The organism is Nonomuraea sp. CA-141351 (assembly GCF_050944675.1).
In the GTDB taxonomy this organism is placed as follows: Bacteria; Actinomycetota; Actinomycetes; order Streptosporangiales; family Streptosporangiaceae; genus Nonomuraea.
The window spans coordinates 5,241,535-5,260,676 of the sequence record NZ_CP191982.1; the positions used below are offsets into that span (position 1 = coordinate 5,241,535).

The following is a 19,142-nucleotide window of genomic DNA, read 5'->3' on the forward strand; positions in this document are numbered from 1 at the left end:
CCCGAGCCGCCGTCGACTGGCAATGTGCGTAGCCTACTGGTCCGACCAGTGCACTAGCCAGGAGGCTGTAAGACATGAGGCGAATCGGGATCTGGATCGCCGCCGGCGGTCTCCTGCTGGCCACGGCCGCCTGTGGCGGCACCTCCAGCGGCGGTGGCAGCTCCACTCCCCAGACCCAGACGTTGTCCGTGGGATTCGTGGCCGAGCCCGCGAACCTGGACTTCACCTCGACCGAGGGCGCCGCCATTCCCCAGGCGCTGCTGGTCAACGTCTACGAGGGCCTGGTCAAGCTCGACCAGGACGGCAAGATCGTGCCGCTGCTCGCCGAGAAGTGGGAGGTCTCGCCCGACCGGAAGACCTACACGTTCACGTTGCGCAAGAACGTCAAGTTCAGCAGCGGCGCGCCGTTCACGGCCGACGACGTGGTGTTCTCGCTCGACCGGGTGAAGACGGACTGGAAGCTCAAGATCAAGGCCCAGCTCGACGTCGTCGACAAGGTGGAGAAGAAGGACGACTCCACCGCCGTCGTCACGCTCAAGAAGCCGAGCAACGGCTTCCTCTACTCGATGGCCACCAGGCTCGGTGCCATGTTCAGCCGGACCGGGGTCGCCGACCTGGCCAACAAGCCCGTCGGCACCGGCCCGTACACGCTCGGCTCGTGGCGGCGCGGCGACTCCATCCAGCTCAGCGCGAACCCCTCCTACTGGGGCACGAAGCCGTCGCTGTCGTCGATCACGCTGAAGTACTTCAAGGACGCCACGGCGATGAACAACGCGCTGCTGACCGGCGGCATCGACGTCATCTCCAGTGTGCAGGCGCCGGAGTCGCTGCAGCAGTTCGCCGACCCCAACCGCTTCCAGACGGTCGAGGGCACCACGAACGGCGAGGTCGTGCTGTCGATGAACAACAGCCGCCCGCCGTTCGACGACAAGAAGGCCAGGCAGGCCGTCCGCTACGCGATCGACCACAAGGCGCTGCTGGAGACCGCCTGGGCCGGGCGCGGCCAGCTGATCGGCTCGATGGTGCCGCCCACCGACCCCTGGTACGAGGACCGCACGGGCGACTACCCGTACGACCCGGCCAAGGCCAAGCAGCTGCTCGGCGGCAAGACGCTCAGCGTCAAGATGCGCATCCCCAACCTGCCGTACGCGGTGGCAAGCGCCCAGGTCGTCAAGTCGCAGCTCGCGCAGGTGGGCATCAACGCCGAGATCGAGCCCCTGGAGTTCCCGGCCCGCTGGCTGGACGTGGTGTTCAAGCAAGGCGACTACGACTTGTCCATCATCAATCACGTCGAACCCCGCGACATGGGCATATTTGCCGATAAGTCGTACTACTTCCGCTACGACAACCCCGAGTTCGGCAAGCTGCTCGCCTCCGCCGACGAGGGCACCGAGCAGCAGCAGACCGACGACCTGAAGAAGGCCGCCAAGCTGCTGTCCGACGACGCGGCGGCCGACTGGCTCTTCCTCTTCCCGAACCTGATCGTGGCGAAGAAGGGCGTCACCGGGCTGCCGAAGAACGCCATCGCCGAGTCCTTCGACTTCACCGCACTCTCCAAGCAGCAGTGACGCTTTACCTGATCAAACGCCTGGCGGTGCTCGTCGCGAGCACCGCCGTGGCCGGCGTGGTGGTGTTCGCGTTCATGGCCCTGCTGCCCGGCGACCCGGCCGAGATCGCGCTCGGCGTGAACGCCACCCCCGACGCGGTGGCGGCGCTGCGCAAGCAGTTCGGCACCGACCGGGCGCCGGTCGTGCAGTTCCTCGACTGGTTCGGCGGGCTCGTCCACGGCGACTTCGGCACCTCGTACGTGACGAGCTCGCCCATCGGCCCGCAGATCAGCGACCGGCTCGGCGTCACGGCCGTGCTCGTGCTCGGCGGCATGGCGGTGGCGCTGGCCATCGCGGTGCCGCTGGGCACGTTCGCCGCCGTGCACCACCGCAACCCCCTCGGGGCGGCCATCAGCGCGGTCAGCCAGGTCGGCATCGCGATCCCGGCGTTCCTGGCGGGCATCCTGCTGGTGTTCGTGTTCGCCGTGCAGGCCCAGGCGCTGCCGTCCGGCGGCTACGTGCCGATCGCCGAGAACCCGGGGGAGTGGCTGCGCAGCCTGCTGCTGCCGTGGTTGTCGCTCGGGCTCGTGCAGGGCGCGGTGCTCACCCGGTACGTGCGCAGCGCCGTGCTCGACGTGATGCGCGAGGACTACCTGCGCACGGCCCGGGCCAAGGGCAGGGGCAGCACCGGCGCCCTGTGGCGGCACGGCCTGCGCAACGCCTCGATCCCCGTCGTCACCGTGCTCGGCCTGCAACTGGCCACACTCCTGATCGGCGCGGTCGTGGTCGAGCGGGTCTTCGTCATCCCCGGCCTCGGCGACCTGCTGCTCAACGGCGTCGCCGGGCGCGACCTGCTGCTCGTTCAAGGCGTGGTGATGGTGCTGGTGGTGGCCGTGCTGCTGATCAATTTCGTGGTGGACGTGGCCTACCACCTGCTCGACCCGAGGCTGCGATGAGGGGCCGGATCAACGCCGGGCTGGTGGCCGGCGGAGTGCTGGTCGGGCTCGTGGTGCTGGCGGCGGTCGTGTCGTTCTTCTGGACGCCGCACGACCCGACGCTCGTGGACGCCGCGCGCAAGCTCCAGCAGCCGGGCGGCGGCTACCTCCTGGGGGCCGACAAGTTCGGCCGCGACACGTTCAGCCAGCTCATGGTCGGCGCCAGGACCACCCTCTACGTCGGCATCGTGGCCGTCGGCATCGCCGCCGTCATCGGCACGCCGCTCGGCGTGGTCGCCGGGATGACGCCGCGCGGCTGGCTCTCCGAGCTGATCATGCGGGTCAACGACCTGGTGTTCGCGTTCCCGGCGCTGCTGCTGGCCGTCATGCTCGGCGCGGTCTACGGGGCGGGCACGCTCACCGCGATGATCGCGATCGGCGTGGCCACCGTGCCCGCGTTCGCCCGGGTGGCGCGCGCCGCCACGCTCCAGGTCATGGTGACCGACTACATCCTCGCCGCCAGGGCCGCCGGGCGCCGCCGCACGGCCATCGCCGTGCGGCACGTGCTGCCGAACATCGGCTCCGTGCTCATTGTCCAGGCGTCGGTGTCGTTCGCGATCGCGATCCTGGCCGAGGCGGCGCTGTCGTTCCTCGGCTTCGGCACCCGCCCGCCGACCCCGTCGTGGGGGCGGATGCTGCAGGAGTCGCAGGAGCTGCTGTTCTCGACCCCGCGCCTGGCCCTCTGGCCGGGCCTGGCGATCGCACTGGCCGTGCTCGGCTTCAACCTCCTGGGCGACGGACTGCGTGACTACCTCGACCCGAAGCTCAGGAGGATCCGTGCTGAGAGTTGAGGGGCTGACCGTACGGGCGGACGAGCTGGAGCTCGTCCACGAGGTGTCGTTCGCCATCGCGCCCGGCGAACGGGTCGGGCTGATCGGCGAGTCCGGCTCCGGCAAGTCCCTGACCGCGCTGTCGCTCATGGGCCTGCTCCCGGAGGGCGTCACCGCCACGGGCAAGGCAAGGATGGGCGAGCACGACCTGGTCGGCGTGCCGGAGAGCCGCTTGAAGCGCCTGCGCGGCCAGGACGTCTCCATGGTCTTCCAGGAGCCGATGACCGCGCTGAACCCGCTCATGCGCATCGGCGCCCAGGTCGCCGAGGTCATGACCCTGCACGGCCGCTCCCGCCAGGAGGCCCGCGAACGGGCGCTCCACCTGCTGGAACGCGTACGCCTGCCCGAGCCCGCGCAGATCGCCCGCGCGTACCCGCACCAGCTCTCCGGCGGCCAGCGGCAGCGCGTCATGCTCGCCATCGCCCTGGCCAACGAGCCCGAGCTGCTCATCTGCGACGAGCCCACCACGGCGCTCGACGTCACCGTGCAGAAGCAGATGCTGGAGCTGATCGCCGAGGTCGCGCCCGCGCTGCTGTTCATCACCCACGACCTCGCCGTCGTCGCCTCCGTCTGCGAGCGGGTCCTGGTCATGTACGGCGGACGCGTCGTCGAGAGCGGCCCCATCGGCGAGGTCTTCACCAGCCCCCGCCACCGCTACACCGAGGGCCTGCTGGCCGCCTCCAAGCTCACCCCGCGCGGCACCCGGCTGCCCACCATCAAGGGCAGCGTGCCACCGGCCGGGCAGTTCCCCGACGGCTGCGTCTTCAGGAACCGCTGCCCGCACGCCACCACCAAGTGCGACGACGTACCGGCGCTGACAGGAGACGTCCATGCCTTCGCATGCTGGCACCCCGCTGATTGAGGCCCGGAACGTCAGCCGCGTCTACCACCGGCCCCGCACCTCGCTCACCAAGCCGGCCGCCGCCGTGCAGGCGCTCAAGGAGGTCTCCCTCACGGTGAGGAGGGGCGAGCGGTACGGCATCGTGGGCGAGTCCGGCTCGGGCAAGTCGACGCTGCTGCGCCTGCTCTGCGGCCTCGACCAGCCGACCAGCGGATCCATCCGCTTCGACGGCCAGGAGATCGCCGGCAGGCCGGAGCGGCGGCTGCGCTTCCTCCGGGAGAACCTCCAGATCGTCTTCCAGGACCCGATGAGCTCGCTCGACCCCCGCATGCGCGTGCGCGACCTCGTCGCCGAGCCGCTCGCCGCCCTCGGCCTGCCGGTCGGTGACCGCGTGGCCGAGCTGCTGGAGGGGGTCGGGCTGCCCGCGTCGGCCGCCGACCGGTACCCGCACCAGTTCTCCGGCGGGCAGCGGCAGCGCATCGCCATCGCCCGCGCGCTCGCCCCCCGGCCGAAGGTGCTGGTCGCCGACGAGCCGGTGAGCGCCCTGGACGTCTCCGTACGCGGGCAGATACTCAACCTGCTCGCCGACCTCGTGGACGAGCTGGGGCTCACGCTCGTCTTCGTCTCGCACGACCTGTCCGTGGTGCGGCACGTGTGCGAGACGGTCGCGGTCATGAGCCACGGGGAGATCGTGGAGGACGGGCCGGTGGACGAGGTCTGGGCCGCGCCCGCCCACCCCTACACGCGTACGTTGCTGCAGGCCGTACCGACTCTGGAGGGATTGTTTTGATCGACGTCGATGCCGACGGAGTGGTGGAGTTCACCCAGGCGCTGGTGCGGATCCCCAGCACCAACGACCCCGGGCGGCGTGAGCGGGCCGCCGCCGAGCTGGTGGCGGCCAGGATGCGGGAATGGGGCTGGGAGCCCACCGTGTACGAGGTCGAGCCCGACCGGCCCAACGTGGTGGCCGTGGTCGAGGGCGGCGGCGGTGACGGCCCGACGCTGATGTTCGAGGGCCACACGGACGTGGTGACCGAGGGCGACCTGTCCACCTGGACCGTAAACCCGTTCGGCGGGGAGATCAGCGACGGGAAGTTGTGGGGGCGGGGCAGCGCCGACATGAAGTCCGGCCTGGCCGCCACCCTCTACGCCACCCGGGCGCTGCAGCTGGCTGGACCGTTCCCCGGGCGGATCAAGGTGTGCGCGCTGGCCGACGAGGAAGGCCTCATGATCGGCGCTCACCACTTCGTCTCCGAGGGGCTCACCGCCGACGTGGACGGCGCGATCGTGGCCGAGCCCGAGGCAGGCGAGATCTGCGCGGTGGCCAAGGGGGCGCTGCGGCTGCGGGTGGACTTCACCGGCAAGATGGCGCACGGCGCGATGCCGCAGCACGGCCGCAACCCCCTCCCGGCGGTGGGCTCGCTGCTGGTGGGGCTGAGGTCGCTGCAGGAGGAGCTGCAGGGCCACCATCCGGCGCACGAGCACCTCGGCGAGGTGTACGTCACGCCGACCGTGCTGCAAGCCGGCTCCGAGGAGCAGGTCAACGTGATCCCGGCTGTCGCGTCGGTGTACGTGGACGTGCGGACGATCCCCGGGGTCGAGCACAAGCTGATCGCCGACCGGGTGGCCTCGCTGGCCTCCTACGACGGGATCGCGGCCGAGGTGTCGGTGCTGGTGGACCGGCCGCCGGTGAACGTGCCCGTGTCCGACCCGGTGGTGGCCGCGCTGGCCGCCGCCCACCGTTCCGTCACCGGCGCGGAGCCGGTCTACGGCGGGGTGCCCGGGTCCACGGACGGGACCGTGCTGACGCACTGGGGCGGGATCCCGTCGGTCGTGTACGGGCCCGGCGGGAAGTGGATCGCGCACCAGGCGGACGAGTTCGTCGAGGTCGCCGAGATCGTCCAGTGCACCCGCGTCTTCGCCGAGGCGGCCCGGCGGTTCTTGAACGGTGACTTCTGATGCGTCCCGGGCCCTCCAACTCGCTGGTCGACGTGGCCGGCCTCCGGGTCGGCCACGCGCAGCGGGTCGGGGGCGGCTACCTCACGGGCACCACCGTCGTCCTGACCCCTCCCTCAGGGGCCGTGGCGGGGGTTGACGTCCGGGGCGCCGCGCCTGGGACTCGCGAGACGGAGCTCCTGGATCCGCGCAACCTCGTGTCGCGTGTCCATGCCGTGGTGCTGACCGGCGGGAGCGCGTACGGGCTGTCGGCGGCCTGCGGGGTGGTGGACCGGCTGGCCGACGCGGGCATCGGGTACCCGGTGGCCGGCGGCGTGGTGCCCATCGTCCCGGCCGCGGTCATCTTCGACCTCGGGCGCGGTGGCACGTTCCGCGCCGTCCCCGACGCGTCCCTGGGCACGGCCGCCTACGACGCCGCCGCACCCTTCCCCCTCGGAACCGCGACCCCGGACGGTCAGGTGGACGCTCTCCCGCCGCTGGCGGCCGGTGTCCCCTTGGGGAGAAGAAAGAGGAAGGGGCCTCTGCACGGCGGGTCGCCGGACGGCGCCGGGGGGCTCTCCGAAAGGACGGCGACCCCGGCGGCGAGCGGGTCGATCGGAGCGGGCACCGGGGCACGGGCGGGTGGCCTGGCCGGTGGCGTGGGGACGGCGAGCGTCGTGCTCCAGGACGGCACCACTGTGGCCGCGCTCGTCGTCGCCAACCCCGTGGGCGCGGTCCTCGACCCCCGGGACGGCACCGTCGCGGGCGCCAGGTACGGTCTCCCCGGCGAGTTCGACCACCTCCAACCCCCACGCCAGGCGGAGCTCGACGCATGGCACCCCGAGAACGCCCCGTCGTTCAACACCACCATCGGCGTGGTGGCCACCGACCTCACCCTCACCAAGGCCCAGTGCGGCAAGCTCGCAGCGGTCGCCCACGACGGCCTGGCCAGGGCGATCAGACCGGCCCACACCATGACCGACGGCGACACGATCTTCGGCCTGGCCACCTGCGCCCGCCCCGAGCCCGGCCACGACACCCTCCAAGAGGTCCTGGCCGCCGGAGCCGACGTGTTCAGCCGCGCCATCGCGCACGCCGTCCTCGCCGCCACCGGTCGCGAGGACGCGCCCGCGTACCTCGACGTGTTCCCCAGCGCTCTACGGAAGCAGCCATGACCATCGACATCGCATGGCCGTCCGGCCTGCCCATCGGCGACGGATGGGTGGAGACGGCGGAGACCGACGACATCACCTTCCCCTACGACGGCTCCCCGGTGGCGAAGGCCCCGAGGGGCACGAAGGCCCTCGCCGAGCGGGCCCTGGACGAGGCGCTCGCCGTGGCGCCCGCCATGGCGGCGCTGCCGTCGCACGCCCGCCGTGCCGCCCTCATGAAGGCCCACGACGCCGTCGAGGCCAACCGCGAGGAGTTCGAGCGCCTGCTGGTGCTCGAGACCGGCAAGCCCCTGGCCGACTGCAAGGTCGAGGTCGCCAGGACGCTCGTCACCCTCGTCACGGCCGCCGAGGAGGTGGCCAGGCTGCACGGCGAGACCGTCCCGCTCGACCTCCTGCCCTCGGGCGAGGGCCTGATCGGGTTCTGGACGCGCCGCCCGATCGGGGTGGTCGTCGGGATCACCGGCTTCAACTACCCCCTGCTCCTCGCCGCCCACAAGATCGCCCCCGCCGTGGCCGCGGGCTGCCCCGTGATCGTCAAGCCCGCCCCCACGACGCCGCTGGCCACGCTCTGGCTGGTACACCTCATCCGCTCGGCGAACGCGCTCCCCCCGCGAGCCGTGCAGCTCGTCACCGGGGACGTCGAGGTCGGCCGGACGCTGGTGGAGGACCGGCGGATCGGCGCGGTCTCGTTCACCGGCTCGGCCGCCGCCGGGCACGCCATCGCCCGCAACGCCGCCCCCACGAAGGTCCTGCTGGAGCTGGGGTCGAACGCCGCGCTCGTCGTGGCGGCCGACGCCGACCTGGAGGCCGCCGCCGACGCCGTCGTGCGCGGCGGCTACTACGCCTCCGGCCAGGCGTGCATCTCCGTCCAGCGGGTGCTGGTCGAGGAGCCCGTACGCGAGCGGTTCGTGTCCCTGCTGGCCGAGCGCGTCAAGAACGTCACCGTCGGCGACCCCCGCCTGCCGGAGACCCGCGTCGCCCCGCTGATCGACCAGGCCGCCACCGACCGCGTCCTGGAGTGGATCTCCGAGTCGGGCGGCGAGCCGGTCACGGGCGGGCACCGCGAGGGCCGGGCCATCGCCCCGACCGTGCTCGCCGGCGTCGCCGACGGGGCCGCAGCCTGGGACGAGGAGATCTTCGGGCCCGTGGTGGTCGTGCGCTCGGTGCCCGACCTCGACGCCGCCTTCGCCGCCGTGAACCGGTCCAGGTACGGCCTGCACGCGGCGGTCTTCACCCGGTCGCTGGCCACGGCCTTCGCCGCGATCGAGCGGATCGAGGCAGGGGGAGTGGTGGTCAACGAGGTGCCGGGGTTCAGGGCGGACAACATGCCGTACGGCGGCGTGAAGGACTCCGGCATCGGGCGCGAGGGTCCGCGGTTCGCCATCGAGGAGCTGACCGTGACCAGAATGGCCATCATCCGGCCCTCATAGCGGGCATCGGACCCGCGTTCCGCCGGGTCGTGCACGGTCGTGGAAATCCGGGACCGTGCACGACCGGCGTTCTGCCGCCGCCTAGTTGGGCGGGTCGAAGCGGCCGTCCACGGCCGTCCAGCCGCCGTCCACGTACAGCACGGAGCCGGTCACGAAGCTCGCCGCGTCGCTCGCCAGGTAGACCACCGCCCCGGCCATCTCCTCCGCCCTCGCCCACCGGCCGAGGGCGCTCTTGGCGGCGTACGCGTCGTACCAGCCGGGGTTGTCCTTGATCTGCTTGGTCAGCGGCGTCTCCACGACGCCGGGCGCGATGGCGTTGACCCGCACCCCGTGCGGCCCGAACTCGGCGGCGGCCGTGCGCAGCAGCTGCACGAGGCCCGCCTTGGTGGCCGAGTAGACGCTCTGCCCGGGCTCGGTCACGGACGCGCGGATCGACGCGAACCCGATGATCGACCCGCGCCCCCGCTCGACCATGCCCGCCCCGAACGCGCGCACCACGTCGAACGAGGCGCGCAGGTTCAGGCCGACCACCCGGTCGAACTCCTCGCCGGAGTAGTCGAGCAGCCGCTTGCGGACGTTCGTGGCGGCGGTGAACACCAGCACGTCGGCGGGCTCCTCCTCGGCCGCCCTGCGCACCTCCGCGGCGTCCAGCACGTCGAGCAGCCGGGCGGCCCCACCGCATGCGGCCGCGGTCTTCTCCGCCGAGTCCAGATCGCGGTCGGCGCACACCACCGAAGCCCCGTGGGCGGCCAGCGCCAGCGCCGCCTCCCTGCCGATCCCGCTTCCTGCCCCGATCACCACGGCCCGCCGCCCATCCAGGCGGAACAGCGCGTCATATCCCATGGAGGCACCCTAGCGACTGGTCCGACCAGTGCACCAGGTTGGGGTCAGCGGGTCTCCCAATCGGCGCGCGTCAGCTCGTACTCCACCTCGCCGTGCTCGGTGCCCGGCAGTGGCTCGTCCCATTCCAGGTGGAACGTGCGGGTGTGCTGCAGCCCGCTCTTCTCCATGACCCGCCGCGACCGCACGTTCACGGCCATCGTCTGGGCGTAGACCCGGCGCGCGCCCAGCTCACGGAACGCCTTGTCGACCAGCGCGAGCGAGCCCTCGGTCGCGTACCCCTTGCCCCAGGCGGACTTGTGCAGCCGGTAGCCCAGCTCCGGCTCGTCGTCCGGCTCGTCCTTGCGTGCCCGCAGGTGGAACCAGCCGAGGAACGTTCCCGACGGCTTCTCGACGGCCACGAAGAAGCCGTGCGTGATGAACCAGGGCAGCGTCTCCTCGACGATCTCCTCGCGCGGCGTGGGCTTGCCGCCGTTGAGGAACTCCATGACCTCCGGGTCGTTGTGGAGCGCGAAGAGGTCGTCGGCGTCGGACTCGGTGAAGCGGCGCAGGATCAGCCGCTCGGTCTCCAGGTAGATGTCCACCCGCAAAACGCTAGACACCCGGAGGCGGCGGCTCGACAGGTTTTCGGCAGCGCGCAGCCCGGTAGCCCCTGTACGTTCCCGTACCGGTACAGGACGCCCATCGCCTCGAAGAGGACCACCTTCACGCGCACGGAGGCTACCGGGGACGGCGGAGGCGAGGGTCTATGTGGATCTTCGGGGCGCCGCCCCATTGCGGGAGCCGTTCCCCGGCCAGCACCATGGCCGCCTCGTCCAGCGAGACGGTGGCCGCGACCAGGGGCCGGGGATCGACCTGGCCGGACGCGTACAGGTCGGTGGCCCCTGCCAGGCCGCCGGACGCGCTGAGGATCCCGACGGCCGTGACGTCCTTCAGCACGAGCCGCCGCGTGTCGACCGGGCTGGGGTCCGCCGACAGCCCGATGAAGACCACGTGCCGTCCCGGCTCGACGAGCTCCAGGGCGAGGGCGGGGGAGCCGGGGCCGTTCGAGGCGTCGATCACCGCGTCGAACGGCTCGGAGGGCGGGGTCGTCCAGGTGCGGGGGAAGCCCAGCGAGCGGGCGAAGTCCAGCGAACGCTCCGTGAGGCCCAGGAGGTGGACCTCCACGCCCTGCGCCGCCGCGATCAGGGCCGCCAGCAGCCCGATCGTGCCCGGCCCGATGACCAGCAGGCGCTCGCCGGGCGCCAGGGCGGCGGCGCGTACGGCCCTCAGCGCGTTCCCGCCCGGCTCCACCAGCGCGCCGAGCGTGGCATCGACCGTGCCGGGCAGCGGCTGGAGCGCGCGGGCGGGCACCGGCAGGCGTTCGGCCAGCGCGCCGGGCCAGCCGTGGCGGACGCCGATCTCGTACCGGCCGGCGCACAGGTGCTGCCTGCCCGCCCCGCAGCGCGTGCACCGCCCGCACCCCAGCATCGTGTCTCCGGTGACGCGGCGGCCCAGCCAGGCGGGATCCACGCCGTCGCCGACCTCGCGCACGATCCCGGCCCACTCGTGGCCGATCCGTACGGGATAACGTGCCTCTCCCGTGCTCAGGTACGTCATCGCGCCCGAGTAGAACTCCATGTCCGTGCCGCACACCCCGGCCCGCTCGACCTCGACCACCACCTCGCCCTCGTGCGGTGCGGGCGGCTCGACCTCCTGGACCTCCGCACGTCCCGGACCTGTGATGACGAAGGCGCGCATGGCGGCAGACGCTAACAGCACCGGCCCCGCCGCGTCGACGGCGTCGCGATCCTCCCTGGTGCAATGTGGGAAGGAACCTCGAAGTTGCCACAGTCCGACTGAGAGGACCCATCATGCACGCGAGCGTCGGTGACATCCTGATCGTCCACGGTCACATCGTCGGCCAGGGAGACAGGAAGGGCGAGATCATCGAGGTCCGGGGCGAGAACGGGGCGCCGCCGTTCTTCGTCCGGTTCGACGACGGGCACGAAGAGCTCGTCTACCCGGGACCCGACGCCGTGGTCCACCCGCCCGAGCCCTCATAGCCGAGCGACCTGAGCGCTCCGGCCGCGCTGCCGGCCGAGCCGATGGCGATCTCGTTGCCGTCCCCGTCGCAGGCGGTGGCGATGACCCGTTCCCAGGGATCGAGGGTCAGGGTGATGGTGTGGCCGGCACGCAGGAGCGCGTCGGGGTCCGCGCGGCGTCGCGGAGCCGGCCTGTCGAGCAGGCGGCGGGCAGCGATCAGGCCGGCGACCGGGGTGCGGTGGCGGGTCAGCAGCACGGGCGTCTCGTCGTACGGCTGGGCGACCTGCCGTACGAGGTCTCCCAGCTTCCCGCGGGCCGTCGAGAGCGACAGCACGGGCAGGCCGCTCAGCATCCCCGACACCTCCGAAAGCGGGACCAGCGCGGCCCACTCCCAGCGCTCACGGGTGATGAGGGTGGTGGCGCCGCTCCTGGCGCCGCTCACGAGGGCGCCCCAGCGTGCGCGGGCGTCCTCGACGCCGAGCGGGGCGCCGTGGCGGGCCACCAGCTCGTCGTACGGGGGGCGTTCGGCGTCGATCATCCGAAGATCGTAAGGCGTCTTACAAAACTTCTGCAAGCCGCCTTACGATCTGACCGCCTGCCGCTCGTCGAACCCGGCCTCGGCGAGGACGGCCTCCACGTGGCGGCCGCGGGCGAAACCGTACGGGACCTCCTCACCGGGAGGCCGCGCCGTCCTCGGCCGGTAGCCGGGTGCGGAGGGCCGCGGTGCACCAGTCGAGGGCGGGGACCAGGCTCTCGGGGGCGGCCCAGCCGTTGATCACCGCCAGCAGCTCGAGGTAGCGCTCCCTGCGCGGGTCGTTCGCGCTCTCCAACTGGGCCAGCAGCCGCCGCCGCAGCGCGGGGGAGTCGGGGAGGCCGCGGTCGTGCGCGTACCGGGCAGCGACCGCCGCCACCACGCGATCCGCCTGGGGTGAGGCCGGATCGATGCCTGCCGACAGGGCGGGACGGGCGTGGTCGCGAGCCAGTGCGGCGGCGCCGGGGCGCGGGGGAGCAGGAGCCTGCGAACCCACGTGGTGCTCGGCCGTGCGGCGGAGGGCGGTGCGGAAGTCCGGGTCCTGCGTCAGCTCCGCCAGCTCCACCCACGCCTCCAACTGCTCGGGCGACGGGTCGTCGGGCAGCTCGGGCGTCATCGAGCCCATGATCCCGGCGAAGCCCGGGACGGTGGTCAGACCGTCGAAGGCGGCGTCCAGGAAGTCGGCGACGAGGCGGCGGCGTTCGTCCTCGGAGAGTCGGGCCAGTCTGTGCATGAGATCCATTTCCTCGGGGCTGGAGCCGCGCCTGGCCACCGCCGCGAGCACCGCGCGCCGCAGGTGGAGCGTGCGGATCTGCACGGCCAGCGCGTCGGCGTGCGCCGCGGCGACCTCGGAGAGCGAGACCTCCCGGTCCACGACCTGCTGGATCGTGGGAAGGTCGAGCCCCAGGTCGCGCAGTGTCCGTACGAGCTCCAGGCGTGCGACGGCGTCGACGCCGTAGCGGCGGTATCCGGCGGGGCTGCGGTCGGCAGGCGGCACGATCCCGCGATCGGAGTAGAACCGGATGGTCTTGACGGTCAGCCCGGTGCGCCGGGCCAGCTCGCCGATCGAGTAGTGCGCCATGCCCCCACCTTCGTGTCTCCCCTAAATGGAGACTCAACCGGTTGACGGTGTTTTGTGCCACTTATTAAACTCATTAAGTAGTGAATTAAGGAGCGAGCCATGCGCAAAACGCCTGCAGCCGTCGTCAGCTCCGCCTTCTTCGTCGTCGCGCCCGGCACCGTCGCCGTCCTCGTCCCGTACTGGATCAGCGGGTGGCGCCTGCGCGACCCCTTCCCCGACCCGGTCATGATCCCGATCAGGGCGCTCGGCGCGATCCTCGCGCTCGCGGGGCTGGCCGTGCTGGTCAACGCCTTCGTCAGGTTCGTGGTGGAAGGGCTCGGGACGCCCGTCCCGGTCGCGCCGCCCGACCGGCTGGTGGTCGGCGGGCTCTACCGGTACGTACGCAACCCCATGTACGTCGCGATCTTCGGCGCAGTCATCGGCCAGGCCATGATCTTCGGCGACCCGTGGCTGCTCGTCTACGTCGCCGTGATGGCGATCCCCGTCTACGCGTTCGTCCACTGGTACGAGGAGCCGCACCTGAGCAGGACGTTCGGCGCCGACTACGAGCGGTACAAGGCCCGCGTTCCCGGCTGGTGGCCGACCGTGCATCCGTACCGTTCGTGAAAATTGGGGTCCCATGTCCGGACAAGTTTGACTACCAGTGAGGAAATATGGTCGCATCGTGACCTATGTTTCTGATGGGATGAATTACACCGGTCCGGGGGAGAACGTTTCATGCCGCACGCCCTTCTGCGCGTGCTCGCTTCGACGTCCATCGCAAGCGCCACAATCTTGGTGGCCGTGCCGCCGAGCGCCCAAGCTCAGGCTCAGCCTCAGCCCCTGGTAAGGGTGCAGCCGGTGCCCGCCGTGCAGGAGCCGCCGGCCGCCACGGTCAGCGTTCCCACGCGGCCGTCGCTGGCGGTCCGGCCCGCGGGGAACGGGCGCGTGGGGCCGAGCGAGCCCGAGGTCACCACGCCCGCCGGGCCGGGACTGATCGACGAGATCACCGCCGAGGCCGCGTCCATCCAGGAGAAGCAGGGCCTGGGCAGGCAGGCGCCCGTCGTGCGCAACATCCTGCCCGACACCTCGCAGGCCGAGACGCTGACGCTGATCAAGCCGCTGGCGGGCGTCGTCAAGACGTTCGACGTGCTGGGGAAGGCCCTGCCCGGGCTGACGTACCGGCTCTGCGTCGAGAGCGAGGCCGTGCGGGTCTCCTGCACGATCTCACAGCCCGTCGCCACGCCGGCGGCCGCCGACGTCACCGGCGACGGCAAGCCCGACCTGGCGGCCGACCTCGTGCCCACCGCCAACCCCACGGAGGGGTCGGTCGGGCTGGGGTTCGCCGTCAAGCGGCTGTCGCAGGAGAGCCTCAAGGCGCAGGTCTGGGCCGAGTACGACGGCAAGGTGTCGGTCGGGTTCGACGGCCTGCGGCGCGGCTCGTCGCTGTCGGCCTTCGACTGGGGGAACTTCACCGTCGACCTGGCGGGCAAACAGGTAAAGGCCAGCCTCAAGCGCACGGAGCCGGGGAAGTCAGCGGCGGTGATCGCGGGGCTGACCGGCCGCAGCGCGGTGAGCCTGCGGCAGTCGCCCGCCACGGAGAAGCTGGCCGTGACCGCCGCGCTCGATTCGCCCTTCCTGGACGTCGACGCCTCAGGACCCGCCAAGCTGGAGGCGCTGGCCGTGACCGGCAGCCAGTTCACCGAGGCGGTGCTCGACCGGATGCCCGCCCGTGCCAAGGTGCGGCTGTCTGGTGGTGAGATCCGCTTCACCGGCCCGTCCTCGATCGCCCGCGCCCGGGTGCACAACTTCACCTACCGCGACGGCAAGTTGGCCAGGGTGCTGAGCGCAGAGCTCACGAAGGTGCCGCCGTCCCTGACCGCCCAGTACGGCACCGCGAACGGCAAGCAGACCCTGACCATCGACTCCGGCAAGGGCCGGGCCGGGGGCGGCACGCTGCTCTACTACGACCGCGCCGCGGACAAGACCGTGGTGAAGACCGAGCTGAGCGACCTGCCGGCCAAGGTGCGCCTGGTCAACGACCTGGCCGAGCACCGCGTCACGCACACGACCAGCTCGCCCATCGGCAGGTTCGCCGTGGTGCTGCAGCGCAACGAGGGCGCCATCTCCAGCCCGCGCGGCGGCCACGTCACCATGATCAAGAAGGGCGACGCACTCGGGGTCTCCGGGCTGCTGTCCGAGCTGTCCGGGTTCGACGTCACGTACGGGGACGTGCCGCACGCCCACCTGGAGGTGGGCTCCAGCGGGCGGTCGTTCGTGGGCGCGGCCAGCATCGACGGCACCCACCTGGCCCGGCTGGAGATCTCCAACACGCCCTCCGCCGTGGACGTCACGCTCGACCCCGCCCGCAGAAAGGCCGTCTACCAGGCCAGCGGAGTGATCCGGAAGTTCCGCGCCGCCTACGCCAACCTCAAGTCCGGCCCGACGATCGACGGCACCGTCCTGGGCGTGCACGACGACGTCAAGGCGTCATGGGAGCTGGGCGAGCACTCGACCGTCAAGGTGGCGACGTCCTCCAAGATTGACCAGATCCACATTTATGCCAATAAGGGGTACGTAACCTCCCCGTCCGGGGAGGACCTGCAGGCGACCGTCGAGGGAGTGCACAAGAACGTCGAGCTGGTCGCCGACACGAACGCCAGGACCCTCACCTGGAACTCGGACGAGCCGGTCGGCAAGGTCTCCGCCCTGGCCAGGGCCAAGCTCGGCGACCGGTACGCCAGGGTGGCCGCCGAGGTGACCGGCGTGCCGGCCCGCTTCGACGCCTCGTGGGCCGCGGCCTCGTACCGCTTCCGCGGCCTGTCGGGGCCGGTCGGGTCGGCGGAGCTGGCCTTCACCAACCACGACGGCGCTCAGTCGCCCACGGGGCCGCACCTCGCGGCGCACTACAGCCAGGCCACCGGTGACCTGGACGCCAGCGTGCTGGTGAAGGGGTTGAAGCAGGTCGAGTTCAGCCCCTCGGCCGGCACGGCGGCGCAGGGCTTCACCGCCGACTTCCGCTCGGCCAGGCAGACGCTCGCCGTCGACACCGACGTCACGCAGGGCGACACGCGCTACGGCCTGATCGGCACGCTCGGCCCTGTGCCCGGCCGCCTGGCCGTCACCTCGGACGGCGGCAAGCTCACCTACGCGGGCTCCCACCTGGACGTGCGCGCTCGCGCCTGGCTCGGCAAGACCGGGGCGCTCGACCGCATGCGTGCCGCTCCGGCCGTGGCGGGCGGGGTGTCGCTGGTGGACGGCGGCTGCGCGGCCGGATCGCCGGGCTGTGCGCAGGGTCCCTTCTGCACGCCGGACCGTGGCTGCTTCGGCCTGCAGGGCTACCTGGACGTGACCGGCCTGCCCGACCAGGTGACGGTGGACATGACGGGCAAGACGTTCGCGTTCTCCGGCTTCAGCCCGCGGCGCAAGAGCCTTGGCGTCTATCTGGCCAGCAGCGTCCTGTCGCCCGTGCCCGTCAAGGCCAGGGCCACCCTGACCGGGTTGCCCTCCAAGATCACCAGCATGTCGATGGGGCCGTTCGGCGTGGCCCAGGGCAATGTCGTGCAGGCCGCGTACCGCATCGAGCCTCCCGCCACGCTCGGCTCGCTCGACGTGCAGGCCGAGACGGGTGACCTGCGCGGCCACGTGGCGATCGACCCCGTGCCCGCGTCGGTGTCCGTCCAGGGCACGTACGGCGCCAAGACCCGCATCCGCGTGAACAACTCCGCGGCCGTCAAGCGCCTCGACGCCAAGGTCACCTTGGCCGGCAAGGGCACCGGGGAGCTGCGGTTCGCGGACGTCCCCGCCGTGTTCGGGGTCGATGCCGACGCTTCGGCCGCCGGGCTGAGCGTGCCGGCGGTCACGTACAAGTCGAACGTCAGCACGCTCGACGGCTACCTCGGCGTGGAAGGCGGCCTCGTGGACCCGCAGGGCCGGCTCGGGGACGTGTCGTTCTCGGTCAAGGACCTGGCCGCCGACACCACGATCCGGCTCAACCCCGACCAGTCGCTCGACCTGGTCTCGCGTCCCGTCCCCACGGGTCTCGTCGCGCTGCACGCGGGGCTCCGGGTCGACGCGGTCGCGCCACAGCAGATCGCCGTGAGCAAGCAGGTCCCGTACACGACCGGCTTCCTCACCTACAACGTCGGTGGCAAGTTCGGGCTCGCGCCGAGCGCGGTCAAGGACGTTTCGCTGCAGGCCCAGCGGGTCTCGTGGCTCCGCATCCGGCCCGGCAAGATCCCGTTCGGCCTGAAGGCGCCCCCCGCGCTGGGGTACCTCGCACCCGGCTTCGAGGGGAACTACGGCCAGGTGAAGCTGTCCGCCAAGGGCGTGGACCTGCGGCCCGACGTGACCCTGGACGTCCGGCTGAGCAGGGAGGTCGGCAATGACGTCTTCCACGACTCGGTCCGGCTGGCGCCCACCGGCTCGCTCGCGCTGCGCCGCTACGACCAGCGAATGCGCCGGATCGGGGCCAAGCAGGAGATCAAGGCCGCCGGGATCAGCCTGGCGTGCGTGACGGTGGACGCCAAGCCCGGCTTCGCCGCCGGGGCGGGCACCAACACCATCACGCTACGCGGCGCCGACGGGCCCCAGATGGTGTCCCTGCTGGATCCCGGGGGCCAGGTGCCGGACTACGCGGTGGACCTGCTGACCCACTTCATGAGCCCGTTCCCGGGGGCGGAGTGGAAGGTCGCGGGCGCCAACGCCGGCTCCTGCGCCGCCGATCACAACACCCACGGCCCCGAGTCCCGCTAGGACCTGGATCACGCGCGCCGACTGGCCGGCCCGCCCGGGTGAGGGGCGGCCACGTCGAGCGCCGCCGTGCGCGGGGGCGCGGCGAGGTATGCGAGGAGAGCCAGGCCGAGCGCGGCGAGGGCCATCGTCCAGTACCACGCCCGATGCCACCACAGAACGGGCAGGCCGATCCAGGGAACGTGAAGCCGTCCCAGCCCGAGGACATTCTGCGGCGGCGTGGAGGTGGAGTCGGGCGTCCGGTTCGCGTCGCCGGAGGTGATGATGTGCCCGTTGGGCAGGAGCTTGTGTACGCGATGCGACAGCAGCTGGGCCGGATGGGCCGGGTCGCGTACGAGCACCACCTGGCCCGGCCTGAGCGTGTTCATGGGCACGTCCTGGTAGACCACCACGTCGCCCGCCATGATCCGCGGGCCCATCGAGCCGGTGAGGATCACGGCCGCCTGCCAGGCGGGAAGCAGGGCAGGCAGCTGTGACCACGTCAGCAGGCCGATGAGCACGCCGAGCGCGGCGCGCGCCGCCGCGAATCCGATGAGCCGGATCGCGAACGCCGCACGCCGCGCCCTCATGACGACCTCGTGATCAGGTGTTCTGCGCTTCCCAGATGAAGGAGACATGTGGCGTGGAGCCGTCCTCGGTCGAGTTGGGGGCTGAGGAGTCGAACGTCCAGGTGATGCGGTACGACAGGCTCTCCGGCGGGTTTCCCGTCAGCGCCCATGGCCCGACTCCGTTGCCGAAGTTCGTCTTGGTCGAGGTGAAATTGGCGAGGGTGCCGGTGTAGGCGGCCCCGCCCACGGGCGTGAACGCCGCGCAGCTGGCGAACGTGCCGCCGTTGCCCTCTTCAATGGTGAGGTTGATGTACGAACTGATGTCGTTCGTCGGCACGGCGGAGAAGTCGGAATAGAGCTTGACCGTGCTGGGCACGCTGGCGCTGGAGGTGACCTTGATGCAGCGGGACCCGGAGTTGCCCGGGACCATGTTCGTGATCTGGAACATCGGAACGCCGCCGCTGTCGTTCGTCAGCCCGACGGATCCGGCTGTCCAGTTGTTGCCGGCGTTGACCGTGCTGCCGACGAAAGTCGCGTTCGATGCGTGCCATACAAGCGCCCCGCTGAGCATCAGCCCGACGGGCATCGCTAGAAATCGGGATATGTTTCGCACTTTGTCCGTTTTTGTCATAGTG

The 19,142-nt window shown here is 71.5% G+C and carries 18 protein-coding genes; 11 read left to right on the forward strand and 7 right to left on the reverse strand.

Annotated features, from left to right (window positions below; translation table 11 throughout):
- Nucleotides 1-74: 74 nt before the first annotated feature.
- Genes ACQPWU_RS24755 through ACQPWU_RS24790 form a run of 8 tightly spaced genes read left to right on the forward strand, consistent with a single transcriptional unit; the run spans nucleotide 75 to nucleotide 8,750 of the window.
- Nucleotides 75-1,568: an ABC transporter substrate-binding protein gene (locus ACQPWU_RS24755; RefSeq protein WP_433444037.1), complete on the forward strand. Its 1,494-nt coding sequence runs from the start codon at nucleotides 75-77 to the stop codon at nucleotides 1,566-1,568.
- On the forward strand, nucleotides 1,565-2,503 hold the full coding sequence (locus ACQPWU_RS24760; protein ID WP_433444039.1) for an ABC transporter permease: 939 nt from the start codon (nucleotides 1,565-1,567) through the stop codon (nucleotides 2,501-2,503). The genes ACQPWU_RS24755 and ACQPWU_RS24760 overlap by 4 nt, the downstream gene beginning before the upstream one ends.
- Nucleotides 2,500-3,333, forward strand: a complete 834-nt coding sequence (locus tag ACQPWU_RS24765) for an ABC transporter permease (protein ID WP_433444041.1) — start codon at nucleotides 2,500-2,502, stop codon at nucleotides 3,331-3,333. Before ACQPWU_RS24760 ends, ACQPWU_RS24765 begins: the two co-directional genes overlap by 4 nt.
- Nucleotides 3,320-4,234, forward strand: coding sequence for an ABC transporter ATP-binding protein (locus ACQPWU_RS24770; RefSeq protein WP_433444043.1), 915 nt, complete (start codon nucleotides 3,320-3,322; stop codon nucleotides 4,232-4,234). The genes ACQPWU_RS24765 and ACQPWU_RS24770 overlap by 14 nt, the downstream gene beginning before the upstream one ends.
- On the forward strand, nucleotides 4,203-5,003 hold the full coding sequence (locus ACQPWU_RS24775) for an ATP-binding cassette domain-containing protein (RefSeq protein ID WP_433444045.1): 801 nt from the start codon (nucleotides 4,203-4,205) through the stop codon (nucleotides 5,001-5,003). Before ACQPWU_RS24770 ends, ACQPWU_RS24775 begins: the two co-directional genes overlap by 32 nt.
- Nucleotides 5,000-6,172 carry a M20 family metallopeptidase gene (locus ACQPWU_RS24780; RefSeq protein ID WP_433444047.1) on the forward strand — a complete coding sequence of 391 codons (1,173 nt, stop codon included), beginning with the start codon at nucleotides 5,000-5,002 and terminating at the stop codon, nucleotides 6,170-6,172. Before ACQPWU_RS24775 ends, ACQPWU_RS24780 begins: the two co-directional genes overlap by 4 nt.
- Nucleotides 6,172-7,323: a P1 family peptidase gene (locus tag ACQPWU_RS24785; RefSeq protein WP_433444049.1), complete on the forward strand. Its 1,152-nt coding sequence runs from the start codon at nucleotides 6,172-6,174 to the stop codon at nucleotides 7,321-7,323. Before ACQPWU_RS24780 ends, ACQPWU_RS24785 begins: the two co-directional genes overlap by 1 nt.
- Nucleotides 7,320-8,750 (forward strand): aldehyde dehydrogenase family protein, encoded by a 1,431-nt coding sequence (locus ACQPWU_RS24790; RefSeq protein WP_433444051.1) that lies wholly within the window; start codon nucleotides 7,320-7,322, stop codon nucleotides 8,748-8,750. The genes ACQPWU_RS24785 and ACQPWU_RS24790 overlap by 4 nt, the downstream gene beginning before the upstream one ends.
- Before the next feature lie 81 nt (nucleotides 8,751-8,831).
- On the opposite strand, the gene ACQPWU_RS24795 is transcribed toward ACQPWU_RS24790, so the two are convergent.
- From ACQPWU_RS24795 to ACQPWU_RS24805, 3 genes are all read right to left on the reverse strand, one after another.
- The gene (locus ACQPWU_RS24795) at nucleotides 8,832-9,593 is read right to left on the reverse strand and encodes an SDR family NAD(P)-dependent oxidoreductase (RefSeq protein WP_433444053.1); all 762 of its coding nucleotides are present in this window, start codon (nucleotides 9,591-9,593) and stop codon (nucleotides 8,832-8,834) included.
- Between the two features lie 44 nt (nucleotides 9,594-9,637).
- On the reverse strand, nucleotides 9,638-10,174 hold the full coding sequence (locus ACQPWU_RS24800) for a GNAT family N-acetyltransferase (RefSeq protein ID WP_433444055.1): 537 nt from the start codon (nucleotides 10,172-10,174) through the stop codon (nucleotides 9,638-9,640).
- Between the two features lie 136 nt (nucleotides 10,175-10,310).
- Nucleotides 10,311-11,330: a zinc-dependent alcohol dehydrogenase gene (locus ACQPWU_RS24805; RefSeq protein WP_433444057.1), complete on the reverse strand. Its 1,020-nt coding sequence runs from the start codon at nucleotides 11,328-11,330 to the stop codon at nucleotides 10,311-10,313.
- Nucleotides 11,331-11,443: 113 nt separating this feature from the next.
- Between ACQPWU_RS24805 and ACQPWU_RS24810 the strand changes: the two genes are divergently transcribed.
- On the forward strand, nucleotides 11,444-11,635 hold the full coding sequence (locus ACQPWU_RS24810) for a DUF1918 domain-containing protein (protein WP_433444059.1): 192 nt from the start codon (nucleotides 11,444-11,446) through the stop codon (nucleotides 11,633-11,635).
- On the opposite strand, the gene ACQPWU_RS24815 is transcribed toward ACQPWU_RS24810, so the two are convergent.
- Complete coding sequence (locus ACQPWU_RS24815; RefSeq protein WP_433444061.1) at nucleotides 11,590-12,153, reverse strand: type II toxin-antitoxin system prevent-host-death family antitoxin; 564 nt, start codon at nucleotides 12,151-12,153, stop codon at nucleotides 11,590-11,592. The genes ACQPWU_RS24810 and ACQPWU_RS24815 overlap by 46 nt on opposite strands.
- 133 nt (nucleotides 12,154-12,286) lie before the next feature.
- Nucleotides 12,287-13,228, reverse strand: a complete 942-nt coding sequence (locus ACQPWU_RS24820; RefSeq protein ID WP_433444063.1) for a MerR family transcriptional regulator — start codon at nucleotides 13,226-13,228, stop codon at nucleotides 12,287-12,289.
- A 99-nt stretch (nucleotides 13,229-13,327) separates the two neighbouring features.
- Here ACQPWU_RS24820 and ACQPWU_RS24825 point away from each other — a divergent pair, with 99 nt between their 5' ends.
- Nucleotides 13,328-13,834, forward strand: coding sequence for a methyltransferase family protein (locus ACQPWU_RS24825; protein ID WP_433444065.1), 507 nt, complete (start codon nucleotides 13,328-13,330; stop codon nucleotides 13,832-13,834).
- Nucleotides 13,835-14,068: 234 nt separating this feature from the next.
- Nucleotides 14,069-17,962 carry a hypothetical protein gene (locus ACQPWU_RS24830; protein ID WP_433444067.1) on the forward strand — a complete coding sequence of 1,298 codons (3,894 nt, stop codon included), beginning with the start codon at nucleotides 14,069-14,071 and terminating at the stop codon, nucleotides 17,960-17,962.
- 8 nt (nucleotides 17,963-17,970) lie between these two features.
- Here the strand turns inward: ACQPWU_RS24830 and ACQPWU_RS24835 are convergent, their stop codons facing one another.
- Nucleotides 17,971-18,528 carry a signal peptidase I gene (locus ACQPWU_RS24835; RefSeq protein WP_433444069.1) on the reverse strand — a complete coding sequence of 186 codons (558 nt, stop codon included), beginning with the start codon at nucleotides 18,526-18,528 and terminating at the stop codon, nucleotides 17,971-17,973.
- A gap of 13 nt (nucleotides 18,529-18,541) precedes the next feature.
- Nucleotides 18,542-19,093, reverse strand: coding sequence for a hypothetical protein (locus ACQPWU_RS24840; protein ID WP_433444071.1), 552 nt, complete (start codon nucleotides 19,091-19,093; stop codon nucleotides 18,542-18,544).
- Nucleotides 19,094-19,142: the final 49 nt, after the last annotated feature.

Bases quoted from the DNA above. Each gene is read 5' to 3' on its own strand.
- ACQPWU_RS24805 (WP_433444057.1), bottom strand. From the start codon at position 11,330: ATGCGCGCCTTCGTCATCACAGGTCCGGGACGTGCGGAGGTCCAGGAG.
- ACQPWU_RS24790 (WP_433444051.1), top strand. From the start codon at position 7,320: ATGACCATCGACATCGCATGGCCGTCCGGCCTGCCCATCGGCGACGGA.
- ACQPWU_RS24785 (WP_433444049.1), top strand. From the start codon at position 6,172: ATGCGTCCCGGGCCCTCCAACTCGCTGGTCGACGTGGCCGGCCTCCGG.
- ACQPWU_RS24795 (WP_433444053.1), bottom strand. From the start codon at position 9,593: ATGGGATATGACGCGCTGTTCCGCCTGGATGGGCGGCGGGCCGTGGTG.
- ACQPWU_RS24815 (WP_433444061.1), bottom strand. From the start codon at position 12,153: ATGATCGACGCCGAACGCCCCCCGTACGACGAGCTGGTGGCCCGCCAC.
- ACQPWU_RS24755 (WP_433444037.1), top strand. From the start codon at position 75: ATGAGGCGAATCGGGATCTGGATCGCCGCCGGCGGTCTCCTGCTGGCC.
- ACQPWU_RS24825 (WP_433444065.1), top strand. From the start codon at position 13,328: ATGCGCAAAACGCCTGCAGCCGTCGTCAGCTCCGCCTTCTTCGTCGTC.
- ACQPWU_RS24765 (WP_433444041.1), top strand. From the start codon at position 2,500: ATGAGGGGCCGGATCAACGCCGGGCTGGTGGCCGGCGGAGTGCTGGTC.
- ACQPWU_RS24835 (WP_433444069.1), bottom strand. From the start codon at position 18,528: ATGAGGGCGCGGCGTGCGGCGTTCGCGATCCGGCTCATCGGATTCGCG.
- ACQPWU_RS24810 (WP_433444059.1), top strand. From the start codon at position 11,444: ATGCACGCGAGCGTCGGTGACATCCTGATCGTCCACGGTCACATCGTC.
- ACQPWU_RS24820 (WP_433444063.1), bottom strand. From the start codon at position 13,228: ATGGCGCACTACTCGATCGGCGAGCTGGCCCGGCGCACCGGGCTGACC.
- ACQPWU_RS24840 (WP_433444071.1), bottom strand. From the start codon at position 19,093: ATGCCCGTCGGGCTGATGCTCAGCGGGGCGCTTGTATGGCACGCATCG.
- ACQPWU_RS24775 (WP_433444045.1), top strand. From the start codon at position 4,203: ATGCCTTCGCATGCTGGCACCCCGCTGATTGAGGCCCGGAACGTCAGC.